General features: G+C 53.9%; 11 protein-coding genes. 4 read left to right on the forward strand and 7 right to left on the reverse strand.

What is annotated here, in order from left to right; genetic code table 11:
* The first annotated feature begins 131 nt into the window (after nucleotides 1–131).
* The 4 genes from pncB to NXS97_RS06120 all read left to right on the forward strand — a co-directional run bounded on the left by pncB (nucleotide 132) and on the right by NXS97_RS06120 (nucleotide 5,725).
* Nucleotides 132–1,337 carry a nicotinate phosphoribosyltransferase gene (gene pncB, locus NXS97_RS06105; protein ID WP_028714994.1) on the forward strand — a complete coding sequence of 402 codons (1,206 nt, stop codon included), beginning with the start codon at nucleotides 132–134 and terminating at the stop codon, nucleotides 1,335–1,337.
* A gap of 156 nt (nucleotides 1,338–1,493) precedes the next feature.
* Nucleotides 1,494–2,894 (forward strand): asparagine--tRNA ligase, encoded by a 1,401-nt coding sequence (gene asnS, locus NXS97_RS06110; RefSeq protein WP_013025258.1) that lies wholly within the window; start codon nucleotides 1,494–1,496, stop codon nucleotides 2,892–2,894.
* 298 nt (nucleotides 2,895–3,192) lie between these two features.
* Entirely contained in the window at nucleotides 3,193–4,323 is a 1,131-nt protein-coding gene (ompF, locus tag NXS97_RS06115; protein ID WP_013025257.1) for a porin OmpF, read from the forward strand.
* 211 nt (nucleotides 4,324–4,534) lie between these two features.
* The gene (locus NXS97_RS06120; RefSeq protein WP_013025256.1) at nucleotides 4,535–5,725 is read left to right on the forward strand and encodes an amino acid aminotransferase; all 1,191 of its coding nucleotides are present in this window, start codon (nucleotides 4,535–4,537) and stop codon (nucleotides 5,723–5,725) included.
* Between the two features lie 41 nt (nucleotides 5,726–5,766).
* Here NXS97_RS06120 and NXS97_RS06125 read toward each other — a convergent pair whose 3' ends face one another.
* The 7 genes from NXS97_RS06125 to cmoM all read right to left on the reverse strand — a co-directional run bounded on the left by NXS97_RS06125 (nucleotide 5,767) and on the right by cmoM (nucleotide 16,430).
* A complete protein-coding gene (locus NXS97_RS06125) occupies nucleotides 5,767–6,396 on the reverse strand; it encodes an MBL fold metallo-hydrolase (protein WP_014593331.1) in 630 nt (209 codons plus the stop codon).
* A 39-nt stretch (nucleotides 6,397–6,435) separates the two neighbouring features.
* Entirely contained in the window at nucleotides 6,436–6,984 is a 549-nt protein-coding gene (locus NXS97_RS06130; protein WP_013025254.1) for a YcbK family protein, read from the reverse strand.
* A 185-nt stretch (nucleotides 6,985–7,169) separates the two neighbouring features.
* Nucleotides 7,170–8,987: a L,D-transpeptidase gene (ldtD, locus tag NXS97_RS06135; protein WP_042678325.1), complete on the reverse strand. Its 1,818-nt coding sequence runs from the start codon at nucleotides 8,985–8,987 to the stop codon at nucleotides 7,170–7,172.
* 169 nt (nucleotides 8,988–9,156) lie between these two features.
* Nucleotides 9,157–13,623 carry a chromosome partition protein MukB gene (gene mukB, locus NXS97_RS06140; RefSeq protein ID WP_116219562.1) on the reverse strand — a complete coding sequence of 1,489 codons (4,467 nt, stop codon included), beginning with the start codon at nucleotides 13,621–13,623 and terminating at the stop codon, nucleotides 9,157–9,159.
* Entirely contained in the window at nucleotides 13,620–14,345 is a 726-nt protein-coding gene (gene mukE / locus NXS97_RS06145) for a chromosome partition protein MukE (protein ID WP_014606188.1), read from the reverse strand. The genes mukB and mukE overlap by 4 nt, the downstream gene beginning before the upstream one ends.
* Nucleotides 14,326–15,648, reverse strand: a complete 1,323-nt coding sequence (gene mukF / locus NXS97_RS06150) for a chromosome partition protein MukF (RefSeq protein ID WP_013025250.1) — start codon at nucleotides 15,646–15,648, stop codon at nucleotides 14,326–14,328. The genes mukE and mukF overlap by 20 nt, the downstream gene beginning before the upstream one ends.
* Nucleotides 15,645–16,430 carry a tRNA uridine 5-oxyacetic acid(34) methyltransferase CmoM gene (cmoM, locus tag NXS97_RS06155; protein WP_014606189.1) on the reverse strand — a complete coding sequence of 262 codons (786 nt, stop codon included), beginning with the start codon at nucleotides 16,428–16,430 and terminating at the stop codon, nucleotides 15,645–15,647. The genes mukF and cmoM overlap by 4 nt, the downstream gene beginning before the upstream one ends.
* Between the last annotated feature and the right edge of the window lie 113 nt (nucleotides 16,431–16,543).

The raw sequence follows: 16,543 nt of genomic DNA on the forward strand, positions 1-16,543 counted from the left end.
ACATTTCGTCCTCGACTCGCTATCCTGAAATATGCTGTGATCGCTGTCTCTTAGTGATTTATACTTTTGCGTCTTTTACGACGTTTAATACACCGGGCTCTGCGCCACCGAACAGGATGCCGAAACGCGCCATGACAGGACATGCTTCCCCGATACTGACTTCGCTGCTGGATACGGATGCTTATAAGCTCCATATGCAGCAAGCCGTATTCCACCGTTACCATGATGTCACGGTGGCCGCGGAGTTTCGCTGCCGTAGCGACGAATTGCTGGGTTTTTATGCTGACGAGATCCGTGCAGCCATTGACGCCATGCAGGCACTGGCGCTGACCGATGCTGAATATGCCTGGTTATCTGATCTGCCCTTCTTTGCTGACGACTACCTTAACTGGCTGCGAAATTTTCGCTACGACCCGCAGCAGGTAGACGTTCGCAATCATCATGGCAAGCTGGCTATTCGTATCCAGGGCCCCTGGCGGGAAGTGATCATGTGGGAAGTCCCCCTGTTGGCCTTGATCAGTGAAGTGGTCCATCGCCACCGTACCCCAGCCATCAGCAGCCAGCAGGCCGTGGATTTTCTGCATCAGAAACTCGCTGCCTTTAAGACTGAGGTTGCCGACACTGACATGTCACGTTTTCGCCTGATGGATTTTGGTACCCGCCGCCGCTATTCCCAGGATGTGCAGGAATCGATCGTCAGCACGCTGAAACAGGATTTTCCCTGGCTGATGGGCACCAGTAACTACGATCTGGCCCGTCGCCTCGCACTCACGCCAGTGGGTACCCAGGCCCACGAGTGGTTCCAGGCTTTTCAGCAAATCAGTCCGGTACTGGCGAACAGTCAGCGCGCCGCCTTACAGGCCTGGCTGGATGAATATGACGACAAGCTGGGCATTGCACTCACAGACTGTATCGCCATGGATGCCTTCCTGCGCGATTTCGGCCCGGTGTTCGCCCGGCGTTACCAGGGGCTGCGTCACGATTCAGGTGACCCGGTTGAGTGGGGCGAAAAAGCGCTGGCCCACTATCAGCAGTTGGGTATCGATCCGCTCACGAAAATGCTGGTGTTCTCAGATAATCTCAATCTGGAAAAATCCCTGGCGCTGTATCGCCACTTTGGTCAGCGTACCAACGTCGTCTTCGGCATCGGCACGCGCCTGACTTGTGATATTCCTGGCGTTACGCCGCTCAATATCGTGATTAAGCTGGTGCAATGTAATGGTAAGCCGGTCGCTAAGCTTTCCGACAGCCCAGGCAAAACCATCTGTCAGGATAAAGCGTTCGTTAAGGCCCTGAGAAAAGCCTTTGATCTGCCACTGGTTAAAAAAGCCAGCTAGCGTCTTTGTTATCGGGGCGTTATCGCGCCCCGCCTTCCTGCAATAAATCGGTTATTCCCCTGAATTTTGCTTGTTTCCTGTTGACTCACAAGTAACATAGCTACACCCCAGTCTGGGGAATTCATTCACACACTTCTTCTATATAGAGAGATATTTATGAGCGTAGTGCCTGTAGCGGATGTACTGCACGGTCGCGTCGCGGTTGACAGTGAAGTCACCGTACGTGGTTGGGTGCGTACCCGAAGAGATTCAAAAGCCGGTCTTTCCTTTATCGCTGTCTATGACGGCTCCTGCTTTAATCCCGTTCAGGCTGTCGTCAATAATTCTCTGAATAATTATCAGGACGAAGTGCTGCACCTGACCACCGGCTGTTCCGTCATCGTCACCGGTAAGGTTGTTGCCTCTCCGGGTCAGGGTCAGGCATTCGAAATTCAGGCGACAAAGCTGGAGGTCGTGGGCTGGGTAGAAGATCCCGACAGCTATCCAATGGCGGCAAAACGCCACAGTATCGAATACCTGCGCGAGGTGGCCCACCTGCGTCCGCGTACCAACCTGATTGGCGCCGTGGCGCGCGTTCGTCATACCCTGGCCCAGGCGCTGCACCGCTTCTTTCATGAGAACGGCTATTTTTGGGTTTCCACGCCGCTGATCACCGCCTCTGACACTGAAGGGGCCGGTGAGATGTTCCGCGTTTCGACGCTGGACATGGAAAACCTGCCCCGCAACGATCAGGGCAAAGTCGACTATTCGGAGGATTTCTTCGGGAAAGAGGCGTTCCTGACGGTTTCAGGGCAGTTGAACGGTGAAACCTACGCCAGCGCCTTGTCGAAAATCTACACCTTCGGCCCCACGTTCCGTGCGGAAAACTCCAATACCAGCCGCCATCTGGCAGAGTTCTGGATGCTGGAACCGGAAATCGCTTTCGCCTCATTAGACGATGCGGCAGCCCTGGCGGAAGCCATGCTCAAGTATGTCTTCAAAGCCGTGCTGGATGAGCGTGCAGACGATATGGCATTTTTTGCCGAGCGCGTAGACAACGATGCGATTAATCGCCTGGAGCGTTTTGTTACTACCGATTTCGCCCAGGTCAATTATACCGATGCCGTCGATATCTTGATGAACTGCGGGCAGACCTTTGAAAACCCTGTGTCATGGGGCATCGATCTGTCCTCTGAACACGAACGTTATCTTGCCGAGAAGCATTTCAAAGCGCCTGTGGTAGTGAAAAACTATCCCAAGGACATTAAGGCGTTCTACATGCGCCTTAACGACGACGGGAAAACCGTGGCCGCGATGGATGTGTTAGCGCCGGGTATTGGTGAAATTATTGGCGGTTCTCAGCGTGAGGAACGTCTGGATGTGCTGGATGCGCGTCTGGAAGAGATGGGGCTGAAAAAAGAAGATTACTGGTGGTATCGCGATCTGCGTCGCTATGGCACCGTGCCACATTCAGGGTTTGGATTAGGTTTCGAACGTTTAATCGCCTATGTCACCGGTGTACAAAATGTAAGAGATGTTATCCCCTTCCCACGGACGCCACGCAACGCGAGCTTCTGATTTTCAGCATTAAATATAAGAAATTCATATATATATAGGTCGGCATCGCCGGCCTTTTTTTATTTTTGTAAATTTTGATATGACTCACAAAGTTCCGTTATTTTTACATTTTGTAATACATTTTTTATATTTGAAACAAGATTACGACTTTTGTAGCATTTTCGCAGTAGAATTACCCGATGGGGGATGGAAAGATGCGTGCAGACACAGGAGACACCAAACTTCTTTCAAGGTTCACGTAAAGTTTTCTTGACAGCAGTGGCAGGTGTCCAAATAACTCCAATGAGGGTAATAAATAATGATGAAGCGCAACATTCTGGCAGTGGTTATCCCTGCTCTGCTCGCCGCCGGCGCAGCCAACGCAGCAGAAGTTTATAACAAAGACGGCAACAAGCTGGACCTGTACGGTAAAGCTGATGCACGTCATACTTTTTCTGATAACGCTGGCGACGATGGCGATCAGACTTATGTTCGCTTCGGTTTCAAAGGTGAAACCCAGATTAATGACCAGATGACCGGTTACGGTCAGTGGGAATACAACGTTCAGGCGAACAATTCTGAAGGTTCTGATGCTCAGAGCGGCAACAAAACCCGTCTGGGCTTCGCCGGTCTGAAGTTCGGTGATGCTGGCTCAATCGACTACGGCCGTAACTACGGTGTGGTTTACGATGCAATCGGCTGGACCGATATGCTGCCCGTATTCGGTGGTGACTCAGGTAACTCCGATAACTTCATGAACGGTCGTAGCACCGGTCTGCTGACCTACCGCAACACCAACTTCTTTGGTCTGGTGGATGGCTGGAACTTTGCTGTTCAGTATCAGGGCAAAAATGACCGTACTGATACCCGCCGTGCAAACGGTGACGGCTGGGGTGTATCATCGTCTTATACCTCACCAATCGGTGTAGGCATCGTAGGCGCATATAGCAGTAGTGATCGTACAAATAACCAAGCCCAAGGCCAGATTCTTGACAAAAATGGCAATGTAATCGCTACAGGTGTTGGTGCTGGTAAGCACGCTGAGAGTTGGGCTACTGCACTTAAATACGATGCCAATAACATCTATTTGGCAGCAATGTATGGTGAAATGCGCAATGCCGCACCAATTTCAAGCGCTATCACACTGAATGGTGCTGCTAACTCAGCCAATGGTTATGCAAATAAAGCTCAGATCATTGAACTGGTGGCACAATATCAGTTCGACTTCGGTCTGCGTCCATCACTGGCCTACGTTCAGTCTAAAGCCAAAGATATCGAAAATATCGGCGATGCTGACCTGTACAAATACTTCGATGTGGGCGCAACCTACTACTTCAACAAAAACATGGCCACCTACGTTGATTACAAAATCAACCAGCTGGACAAAAACAACCCACTCGGCATTCCTAACGATGACGTAGTTGGTGTTGGTCTGGTTTACCAGTTCTAAGTTTTGTTGCTGCAGTACAAAAAACGGAGCCTCGGCTCCGTTTTTTATTGCCCTTTCCTAGCGCTCAGCCCCGCGCTATCCCACTGTTAACATAAGAACGGGTAATTCTGTCGCACAGACGATGAATTTTATCGCAAACGGTTGGCATTTCGCCGTGCTGACGTTAACCTGATGGTTCATTTGCTAAAGTTCACGCTACTGGACCCGACTCATGTTTGAATCGATCTCTGCTGCACCCGCTGACCCCATTCTTGGCCTGGCCGATCTCTTTCGTGCCGACGACCGCCCCAATAAAATCAATCTCGGTATTGGTGTTTACAAAGATGAAACCGGAAAAACCCCGGTGCTCACCAGCGTTAAGAAAGCAGAACAGTACCTGCTTGAACACGAAACCAGCAAAAATTACCTGAGCATTGACGGTCTGCCAGATTTCGCGCACTGCACGCAGGAATTGTTATTTGGTCAAGGCAATGCCCTGATCGCGGCGGGCAGAGCCCGCACGGCACAGACGCCGGGCGGTACAGGCGCACTGCGCGTCGCCGCGGATTTCCTGTCTACTCAGACGTCCGTTAAGCGCGTGTGGGTGAGCAACCCGAGCTGGCCGAACCACAAAAACGTGTTTAATGCCGCCGGGCTTGAGGTATGCGAATACCAGTACTATGACGCAGCAAACCATACCCTGGATTTTGACGGCATGCTGGCCTCACTGAAAGAGGTGAAAGCCGGTGATGTGGTGCTGTTCCATGGCTGCTGCCATAACCCGACCGGTATCGATCCTACTGCAGAGCAGTGGCAACAGCTGGCACAGCTCTCTCTGGCTAACGGCTGGCTGCCCCTGTTTGACTTTGCCTACCAGGGCTTTGCCCGTGGTCTGGAAGAGGATGCTGAAGGTCTGCGCATTTTTGCGGCCAGCCATCAGGAACTGATTGTCGCCAGTTCTTATTCCAAGAACTTCGGCCTGTATAACGAACGTGTGGGTGCGATTACGCTGGTTGCGGGCGATGCCGCGACGGCCGACACCGCATTCAGCCAGGTGAAATACACCATCCGCGCCAACTATTCTAACCCGCCGTCACACGGTGCGGCCGTGGTGGCCACGATTCTGGGCAACGACGCGCTCCGCACTATCTGGCAGCAAGAGCTGTCTGATATGCGTCAGCGTATCCAGCGCATGCGCCAACTGTTTGTGAACACCCTGGCGGATAAAGGTGCGCAGCAGGACTTCAGCTTTATCATCAAGCAGAATGGCATGTTCTCGTTCAGTGGGCTGACCAAAGATCAGGTCATTCGCCTGCGCGAGGAGTTTGGGGTTTATGCCGTTAATTCAGGCCGCGTAAACGTTGCCGGTATGACACCAGATAATATGTCTGCACTGTGCGAGGCGATTGTCGCCGTACTTTAAGCGCATCGCGTATAAAAAAATGGGCCACTCTGGCCCATTTTTTATTGCAGGAAAGGATTGGTCAGACGTTCACGCCCCAGCGTTGACACAGGCCCGTGACCGGGTAAAAACGTCACATCGTCGCCGAGCGGCAGCAGCTTATTATTTATCGCATCAATGAGATGTTGATGATTACCCTGCGGGAAGTCGGTACGCCCGACGCCGCCGCTAAAGATCACATCACCTGAGACCAGTAAGCGGCCTTTGGCATCAAAAAATACAATGTGCCCCGGCGTATGTCCGGGACAGTGCAGCACATCAAGCGTGACCTGACCAACCTGAACGGTATCCCCCTCCTCCAGCCAGCGATCCGGCGTCAACGGGGCACAATATTCCAGCCCAAACATTTGGCTTTGAGTAGGTAAGGATTCCAGCCAGAAAGCATCCTGCTTTTGCGGGCCGACCAGCGGCACCTGCCAGAATGCAGCCAGTTCTGCCGCTGCCCCAACATGATCGAGGTGACCATGCGTAAGCAGAATCTGTGCAGGCTTCAAATCAAGCTGCGCCAGCGTTTGCCTGATGGTATCGGCATCGCCACCCGGGTCCACCAGGGCCGATTCACGCGTGGTTTCGCACCAGATAACCGAACAGTTCTGGGCGAAGGCGGTGACGGGGATAATGTGATAATTCATAACGCTCCATGGTCGGCACCCGCAGCGTTGCCGACGTTACTACCAGTGCCTGACGGGACCGGTATCAATATGTACAAAGTTGCTGCTGGGATAATATCCTACACCACCGGCACGCATTTTTAATGCGGCTTTGCGAACATTCGCCAGCGTCACCCCTTCAATGTGGAAATCCATCGCCTGGCCTTTGGTGTGATAACTGTGTTTTGCCACACCGGGCCCGGATTCCCGCAGCATATTGTTCGTCGCCAGTGAGCGATAGCCGGAGACGAGCTGGACGGGTTTGCGCGTTTCTAACAGCGCCTGAAGGCGATAGAGCTGGTCAAATAAGTGGGGATCGATACTTTTGGTTTTATTGGCACGGTAGTCGCGGAAAAAGTGGTTCAGGCGTGACAATTCACTTTTGTCGTAACTTTTACCGTTAAAGAATTCCGTTTTAAGGGTTTCACCAGTGTGAAGATTATTGAGCGTTAATATCCGCGGGCGTGAAGTGGAGAGTGATGCCATCGCGGTCTCTGGCAGTAAGGCCAGGCCGGCAGCGGCACTTCCGCAAAGCAGCAGTTTGCGACGTAAAGAATCGATTGTAGACATGGAGCGGTTTACCTGAAAGCAGAGTCAAAGACATGTGCAAAAAACGTACTGGCGAACCATAACTTTATGGCGGTAGCACGTCAACCCATTGTGGGCAAGTTTGGAAGGCGGCTCCGGATAAAGCCGCCTGAATGACAGGACTGAATAACGGACATACCGTACGACTAACGATTGAAAATCAACTATTAGAGTAATAACTGCTGCGCACGGCTTAAGACCTGGCTCGCCGAACGCGCCGTATTATCATAATTGTAAATATCTGTACGGAACTGCGTTTTGCCGTCATCCGCAACCCAGGCCGTTAAATAATACAAGTTAACCGGGATGCGATGCCGAATGGGTACATAGCGCGTGTCGCCCTGCTTGAGCGTGTCAGAGATACGCGCGTCATTCCAGCCGACATCCTGCAACAGAATACCGGCCAGTTCCGAAGCTTTATTCACGCGCACGCAGCCCGAGCTGAGCGCACGAATATCGCGCTGAAACAGATTGTGGTTCGGCGTGTCATGCAGATAAATCGCATCCGAGCTTGGCATATTAAACTTATAGCGACCGAGTGAATTGGTTTGCCCAGGTGCCTGACGTATGCGGTAAGGGAAAGATGAGGCTGACACCATGCTCCAGTCAATCATGCTGGGATCGATGACTTCGGAATCGGCGCTCCAGCCAGACAGCAGCGTATATCCATGTTTATACAGATAGGTTGGGTCCTGTTTCACCTTAGGAATAATGTCCTGACGCACCAGATTGGTCGGCACATTCCAGGGCGGATTCAACACCACATTATTTAGTGCGCTTCGCATCAACGGCGTTTTACGATCTGGTCGTCCCACGATGACCCGGGAGGACAGAACTTTAGTGCCGTTGTTGTAATAATTCAGCGAATAGTTGGGGATGTTCACCATAATGCCGTTGTGCATATCATCCGGCAGCAAACGCAGCCGCTGGATATTCAGCGCCAGCAAGGCCGCACGCTGTTGAGGAGAGACATTCAGCCATTCCCGTGTACGCAGGCCAATCGCCCCATCGGCGTCCAGCCCCTGCCACTGTTGAAAGCGTTTTACCGCCGCGACCAGCTCATCGTTATAAACATTCACACCGCCGGGCGCAGCGGGAGCATTCTGGACGTTACCCTGAACACCGGGTGCCGCAGCAGGTATATCGTTAACCGTGACGGCCGAAGGGCTCACGGCGACAGGCTGCTCGCTGTGGCTGACGGCAACGGGTGCGGTGGGAACGGCATCCTCATTGGGCGCGGGTGCGGTTACCTGTGCACTCAGCATGCCGCTGCGGCGAAGAATTTCCCGCAACGCCGGCACATCGTCACTGACCTGTCCAGGTCGTAACGTGTCGCGATTTTTAATTTGTGGCCAGGGTTGTTTATCTTCAAGCAGGCTTTTCAGGGCCTTATGCATGAGTGGATACTGCGGATGCTGCGGCACCAGTGAATTAACAAACGCCGCCGAACTGCCCGCATTGACGGCATTTTGCCAAGCATTGATCACGGATACAGAAGGCACAGCCAGCTTGTAGGGCGTGGTGCTGTACAGCCACGTTTCTCCCTGAGCAGGCACCGAGGAGACAAACTGCAAATAGCCCAACATCGCATCAGACAACGTGACATCACGGGCAAAGCCTGTGATGTCAGGATCGGTCAGGCGATCGACCCAGCGGGTAAACTGCGGCTGCACGCCGGAGAGGGCAACCTCTGCCAGCTGCTGCTGAAATTTCTGTACGGCTTCATGATCCTGCCAGATCGGCTGCATGTTACGCGCGGCGTAGAGCGCGGCCAGAGAAGCACCGTAAAAAGGCTGGCTGTCGCCTGAAAACGCCAGGCGAATCTTCTGCTGACTCTCACTGACGGATGTGGTGGCGTACGCCGCGTGCGTACCGGGCATCGCGGCGATGATCGCAGCCTGAGCCATTGCACAGGGAATGAGCGTGAGCGCTAGCGTCAGCCACGAACTAACCTGATGAATTTTGAAGCGTTTATACAGTAACATCCCTGCCCCCTTCATTGATCTACCGCGCAGCCTGTCAGGAAACAACTGCGATCGGGCTGTTACTCATATTATTGAGTATACAAATAAAAACGGCATTTGCCTCCTGTGACAAATGCCGTTACCAGATTAACTAATGGCGCTGTTTTTGACTATCTCTGCATCGTGAATATTATGTCGTGGTTTCACTCGCCGGATCGGCTTCGCTGCTGCGTTTCACGGGCAGTGGATCGGCCGCGAAGCCCCGCAATCCTACCACGTGAACGTGCTCGGTGTTGTTAAACACTTTACGCATCAGTTTATAGGTGGTGCCCTTCTCCGGACTGATATTTTCTGGCGCCGCGATCACCAGCTGCATCTCCAGTCGCTCACAGAGTTCAAACAGGGTCGCGATTGAGCGCGCATCCAGACGTGCGGCTTCATCCAGGAACAGCAGACGGCAAGGCGAAATATCTTTACCGCGCAGGCGACGTGATTCCTCTTCCCAGCTCTGCACCACCATGACCAGAATTGACATCCCCGTACCAATGGCCTCACCGGTGGAAAGCGCGCCACTTTCGGCACGCAACCAGCCATCTGAACCCCGGTTGACCTCGACTTCCATCTCAAGGTAGTTACGGTAATCCAGTAGCTCTTCACCGATGGTTTGTGGTGTACGCTGCCCCATATCAATATGCGGATTCAGACGCTGGTAGAGTTTAGCCAGCGCTTCCGAGAACGTGAGTCGGTTGCTGTTAAACAGATCCTGATGCTGTTCGTGCTCTTCAGACAAGGTGTCCAGCAGCATGGCATGCGTTTCGCGCACGTTGACGTTTAGCCGGACGCTGCGCACCTGACCAAAGCTCACGGTTTGCAGCCCCTGATTCAGTTGGCGGATACGGTTCTGTTCACGCTGAATCGTTTTACGAATAATATTCGCGACGCTGCGTGAACTGATAGCCAGGGTTTGCTCACGGGCCGTCAGCTCTTCCGTCAGTCGATTGAGTTCAATCTCCATCTGCTCGATGGCTTCAACCGGATCGTCCGTGCGAATGATATCCTGGCGGATACGTTCGCGCAGATGTTGATACACGGCGATGAAAAACTGAATCTTACGTTCCGGGCGTTTCGGATCTTCAGACAAACGCAGCACATCGCGCAGATGTTCGTTATCGGCCACCGCCAGGCGCAGTGCGCCCAGCGCCTTATCCGACATGGAACGCAGTTCATCGCCACTGAGATAAGCCAGTTCACGACGATGCAGACGACGTTCAACACCGTTATCTTTCACCAGACGCAGCACCAGGCACCAGCCCGCCTTAGCACTCACCACCTGTTCGCGGATCTGGTGATAGTTACGTTCAAGCTGGCGCAGTTTTTTCTGCAGGTTGTCCATTTCTGCTTCGCAGAAAGTGAGCTGTTTCTCCAGCTGATTACGGCGGGCGCGGTTGTGACTTAACGCCGTATAAAGTTCATCGCGGCGGATACGCGCGCGTTCTTCCGCGCTGGCATCGGCCTGAACACCGATATCCTGCATTTCCTGCTGCAGCTCTTTCAGCATATCGCGCTTGGCATCATAGGCGCTTTTAAGCGATGCCAGCACCTGAGAATATTGCGTCAGCTGCGACTGATGGGCGCGCAAACGCTCACGACAGCGGCTGCGCTCGGCTTCTGCCTGCTCCAGCCTTTGACGCAGTTTGTCGCTGAGATCGTTGTTGCCGCCCAGCATGCTGGCAGAGTCGTCATAGCCGAAATGCGCACGACGCTGCACCACTTCTGTCAAGGCAAACGCCTGCTGACGCGCGTTACGTTGCTGTTGCTGCGCCTGCTGGTAATCCGCCTGCAACTGCTCATGCTGTTCAGGATCGCTTTGCAGTACCGCAAGCATCGGCTCCAGTCTGGCCAGTTTTGCGCCATGTAAATGGAGGAAACGCGCGGCCTCCTGTGCCTCTTCAACCTGCTCGCGAATCTCCTCACAGCGATCCGCCAGCGTCTCATCTCGCAGCAGACTGATGCGCGGCAGCAGGCGGTTAAGCTGTGCAACGCCCTCTTTGGCCAGTTCATACTGCTGACGCTGTTGCTGATTATTACTTTCATGCTGATTGAGCGCACGTTCCAGCTCACCGCGACGGGCGCCGAGCTGACGGATTTGCGCTTCTGGGTCATCATCAAAGGCCACCGCAAGATGGCTGCCGATAAAGCGACTAAATGACTGATGCAGACGTTGCGTCTTCTGTACGTCAAACGACAAGGTGGCGTAACGTTCCGCCAGCCGGTCGCGCTCGTTATTGAGTAATTCAAGCTGGTTTTCGCGCGCCGCCCGACCAAACAGCGGGATTTTCGGGAAGCGGGAATAGCGCCACTGACGCTCGGCGACTTTTACCACGACGGCGTTCTGTAGCTCGTCTACGCTAAACACGCTGTCATCAAACGACTGCGGATCCCCTTCAATCAGGTACAGATCTTCCGGACACTCTTCTAAGCCATCGAGTTGCTCGCGCACCAGCGACAGATCGGGTACGACAATGGCGTGCCGCGATGGGCCGTATAAGGCAGAAAAGTAAGGCGCATCGTCCAGCGTTACGTCATCATAAATTTCCGACAACAGTACGCCGCCAAATCGCTCAGCCAGCTGATTCAGGCGAGGATCTTCGGCACCGCCCGGTTGGCTGAGGCGTTCAATCTGCTGCTCAATTTCACGCTTGCGGGCTGCTACTTCGTCACGCTCAACGGTGGTTTCACGCTCGCGCTCCAGCAGCAGCTGCATGTATTCCGTCACATCCTGGCTGTTGGCCAGGTCCTGACCGGTTTGCTCACTGAGCTGAGTCAGGATTTCTTGCGCGGCCAGCCAGTGCGGCGCGCGCGCGGTCAGCGCGGTGATACGTTCGCGCAGTTGCTCAAGTTCCTGACGCATCATCATGCGCTGTTCGCCCGCGTCTGCCACGCTGCTGTTCAGCTGCTCGATTTGCGCTTCAAGCTCACGCTGAAGGCCTTCCAGCGCGTCAGGATCGTAGTGCTGCCCCTGACGTTTACAGAACTCTGACAGCAGACGCTCGGCTTCCTGCTGCTCACGCAGGCGCTGTTCAAGTTCATTCAGGCGCAGGCGCAGGGAGGAAAGCTGATCGGCATGGTGACGTTGATTGCTGGCATCGCGCAGCAGATCGCGCCCGACCTGCCAGGCTTCTTTGCGGCTAACCTCACCGGCAATGCTGGTGACCAGTGATAACGCCTGTTCAAACTGGCTGTGGGCGGCTTCAGCTACGCTCAGCTTCTGCTCCAGATTCAGCAGTTGCCCGGTGGCTTCTTCTTCTTTCGCCTGGAAACTGGCCTGCCATTCGGTGGCATTATCGATGGTTAAGTCTGGCAACTGACAGAGCGTGCGGGCGCGTTCCAGCGCCTGTAATGCCTGTTGATACTGAATAGCACGGGTTTGCTGCACATCCAGCGCCTGCTGAAAATCGGCCAACTGGCTCTTCAGCTCATCCACTTCCAGTTCTGCGGCTTCGGCACGGGCCTCATTTTCTTCCTGGATTTCGCGCGCTTCAGCAACGACTTCGCTCTGCTCTTCCAGACGGATCGTAAGATCTTCAATATCGCTGTCATAGCGCGTGATTTTTTCCTGCTGGCGCATCGCCGTCTGCACCAGATTCAGGTGATCGCTCGCCGCCTGATAATCGACTTCGAGATCGTTTTCCGCCCCGCTATGTTCGGCCAGCTCGCGCGCCATCTCTACATGGCGGTACTGTTCAGAAGCCAGCTGTTTGCGACCGCTGAGCAGCTCATTGCGCAGCTGTAAGGCGCTGTCGAGGTGGATGCGTCGCTCGTTGGCATGACGCATATAATCCGCCGACACATAGCTGGTGGCCTCAGAAATTAGGTGCTTAAACAGGTCACGATCCGACTGGGTGACGCGGATCGCTTCCAGCGTCATACGGTTCTCGCGCAGCGCCGCTTCCATATCCTGAAAGGCTTTACGCACGCCGCTGTTTTCCGGCAACAGATAATCACGTAGCGAGCGGGTAATCGCACTGGAGATACCGCCGTAAAGAGAGGCTTCAATCAGGCGGTAAAACTTGCTGCGATCGCTGGCCGAACGCAGACGACGCGGGACAACGCCGAGATCAAACATCATGGCGTGATAGTCGGTGACCGAGCTGTACTGACGGAACTGAACGCCTTCCAGCGCCTCAACGCGTTCTTTTACCTCATTAAGCGGTAACACGCGCGCCTGGCGGCTGTTGAGGATTTCCGTCAGCATATCAGTAGGCAGCGTATCTGTAGGTAAACCATGAATACTGAAAGGTTTGATATCGACTTTCTTATCGCGTCCGGCGATCTGCTGCAGTCTGACGCCCGCCACCACGCGTTGGTGACGTGAATTGACGACGTCCAGCATGGCATAGCAAACACCGGCACGGAGTTTACCGTGCAGGCCTTTATCACGTGAGCCTGAGGTCGCGCCCGCTTCGGTCGTGTTACGGAAGTGCAGCAGCGTTAAGTCAGGGATCAGCGCCGTTACAAAGGCCGCCATGGTGGTTGACTTGCCTGCCCCGTTACCGCCCGACAGCGTGGTGACCAGTTCATCGAGATCAAAGGTTCGGGCAAAAAAACCGTTCCAGTTGATCAGCGTTAGCGAACGAAATTTGCCGCGTTCAATCATGCCTGTTCTTCCTCCGCGATATCACCCGCATCGCTGTCATTCTCATCACTGTCATCAGCCTCAGTCGTGGCCGTGGCGTTATCCAGCAACATTGCCTCACCGTCACGAATCAGGCGCAGCTGCGCTTCCCGCGGATCGTCACCGCTGCGCACATCGGCGCCGAAGCGAAAAACGGACTCGATAATACGGAACTTGCTGCTGTCGTTGCCAAAAAACCACACCATGCCAAGACGGCGCAGGCGGCTTAAAGACGCACGCATTTTTTCCTGCAGCTTGGCGCGATCGAGATCCGAGCCGGTTGAGCGCTGGTTAACCAGTTTCAGCAGTTTACTTTCATCCGCCAGAGACAGCAGCTCGTCATAAAGTTCCTGCTGGGTAAAAATGCCTTCATTCGCCAAGCGTTCCGGGCTGAGATAGAGATAGCAAAGGATTTTACCGACCATCATATCCAGCTCAGACAGGACAGAACGGGGAATGAGCGTGGTTGAACGCGGACGCAGATAGAAGAATCCCTCTGGCGCGCGAATCAGCTCAACGTTGTAGCGGGTGTAAAACTCTTCCAGATACTGCTGGTAATCCATCAGAAAAGCGTGATTGTCCAGCTCTTCGATGCCAATGTGGCGTCCGGCGCGTAACTGGCTGTCCAGCGCCGGAAAAATCGGATTTGCCAGTGCCTGTGCCAGTTTAACCGGCATCACTTGTTCAATATTTGTCGATGACATGTGCCTGCACCTTGGCTCCGTAATCATTAATGGCTTGCCATTCCACAGGCAAGCCGGCTAAATCGGCTTCCGCTACGCCGAGCCGCACGGCCTGATCCACCACAATACGCGCCAGGTCAAAGTGACGCGCGCGTGGATATTGAGCCAGATAGTCGCGCATCACAGCGGCGAGGTTGAGCGGTTTTTGCTGCGTTTTATAAATCTCTAAGGCTTCTTCAATCATGGCCGCCAGTTGCTCGCGAATTTCATTGAATTCTTCAAACTCCAGCTCGGCCGGCAATTCGCCCATAACTTCGTCATTGCGCAGCGTCAGTTCGTCGTCACGCATATCGTACAGACGTTCGGCGTTGGCATAGGTGAGCGCCCAGGGCGCATCAAAATAGTTCTGCACAGAAACACGCAAACGCTGGGCGAAAACGCGGTTTTTGTCCATATCGATGGCGGTACGAATGAATTTGTGCACGTGGCGATCGTAGCCAATCCAGAGATCGATGGCCTGTTGCCCCCAACTGGTAATGCGATCGAGTTTGCTTTGCAAATCGAAAACCAGTTTGTCGACAAAACCCAGATCCGGGCTGTCCAGCGTGGCATCCTGAATGCGCAGCAGATTTTCCTGCAGCTTATCGCCCGCTGCCTCCAGCGTATCCTGCAGTTCACGCAGCGTACCTGAGGTTTCCGACAGCAACATTTCACAGCTCGAAATCGCGGCTCGCCAGTCTTTGTTCAGCAGTTCGGCAATGTCCGTCTTAACCGCCTGCTGTTGCTCATCCATCAGGCGCTGCGTCATATCGATACTGTCGAAAATTTCGGCCACCGAATATTTCAGCGGCGCGAACACGTTGCGGTGCCAGTGAAATTCATCGCCGTTTTCCTGAGCCGCATCCGCGGCGCGCTTCAGCTCCGCCGCCACGATAGAAAGCTGCATTGACAGGCGCAGCGTGGAGAATTCCCGCTGGCGAATATAGTAATCAGTGATGCCAATGGCCAACGGGGTCAGGCGATAAATCGCATTGCCCTCGGTTAACTCACTGGTAAAGCGGTTTAACAGGCGCTGGCGCACCATATCGTTGATGGCGTTGTTGGCGCGTACCAACACCGTTTCACTGGTTTGCTCAAAGGCTTTGCTGACGTGACGAAACGCATCAATCAGGTCACCTTCGCTCATTTCACCGTCCATGCGTTCGCCATTTAGCGTGGCGATGGCCAGCAAAAAAGCCAGACGTTCAACTGGCAGCGCAAGCGAGAAGTCATTCTTGCGCGCCCAGGATACCAGCTCCGGTACCGTCTGGGAAAATTCACTCATAATTCGTCCTTCTGCCCGGGTTTGCGCGCGGTCACGTGGATGTAACGCCCTAAGCTTAAAAAGGGTTCCTGGCGGCAAAAGCGCCGCTCCATCTCAATAATTTCGTCGTCGCTCTTTGGCTCGCCTTTAGGCGGCTTCATATAATCGCTAAATACGCGAATCCCGGCACGCCGTTCAATCTGAAAACCACAGTTCTCCAGCCAACGATACACGTCATCGGGATCGCGGGGATAGTCCGGTGACAGCGTGCGCTTCTTGCGTTTGGTCAAGTTAGTGCGCAGATAACCAAAGTTGCCCAGCGTCAGGGTGCGTAATGTTAACCCATGCAGGTTGTAAAACATCAACGACAGCACGCCGCCGGGGCGCAGTGTATCAAACAAGGCTTTTAACACCGCTTCAGGTTCCGCAACCCACTCAAGCACAGCGTGAAACAATACCAGATCCACCGGCTTATCCAAATGTTCACCGACCTGCTGCGCGCTAATTTGTTTGAATTGCATGTTGTGGCTCACACCCAGCGCATCCGCATTTTCCTGGGCACGGCGTAACATCTCTCCGGAAAGATCGCACAGCAGTATCTGGTGGCCCCGCCCAGCCAGCCCGCTGGACATCTGACCGATGCCGCCGCCCGCATCCAATACGTTCAGCGCGGAGGATGACAGGCTGGGAAGAATCGTTTCCAGCTCATCCCATAAGATGGCCTGACGCACCAGGCCTTTGGTTGTGCCGTAAATGTTTTGCGAAAATTTATCCGCGAGATCGTCAAAGTTACGATCCTGCATGGCGTGGGCTCCGGTATGCTGCGGTGAAACATATGCTATTTTGTCACAGGTACGGTAAGAATGAAGCTTTGATACCATTCTTGCGCTCTGGCTGCTGTTTTTTCGGACAACAA

The sequence above is a fragment of the Pantoea sp. B623 genome (assembly GCF_024814475.1).
GTDB classification, from domain to species: domain Bacteria; phylum Pseudomonadota; class Gammaproteobacteria; order Enterobacterales; family Enterobacteriaceae; genus Pantoea; species Pantoea ananatis.